Source organism: Burkholderia sp. GbtcB21, assembly GCF_019091065.1.
In the GTDB taxonomy this organism is placed as follows: Bacteria; Pseudomonadota; Gammaproteobacteria; order Burkholderiales; family Burkholderiaceae; genus Burkholderia; species Burkholderia pyrrocinia_C.
Window position 1 is genome coordinate 1 of record NZ_JAGXKA010000276.1, and the last position, 265, is coordinate 265.

1 pseudogene is annotated in these 265 nt (G+C 70.6%); it reads left to right on the plus strand.

The annotated features are described in order from the left end of the window. A pseudogene (locus KVT39_RS36950) lies at positions 1–265 on the plus strand (DUF6566 family protein); the annotation flags it as partial.

Sequence of the window (265 nt, forward strand, 5' to 3'; positions counted from 1 at the left end):
GTCGGCGAGCTTCGCCGCGGCCGAACCGCAAGTCGACGAGAATCGCGGCTATACGATCTGCGGCATCGCGCAGCCCGTGCAGAACCTGATGTATCGCGCGTGGGCCGGGATCTCGCAGGACGACCGGCGCGTCGAGCGCTCGGGCCTCATCGGTCCGCGTTTCACCGATGCCGAGGAAGCCGGGCAGTTTGCGCTCGACTGGGCGCGCCAGTGGATCGATCGCCACGGTGCGAGCCACGGGCCGGCCCGCGCGCCGCAAAGCGAG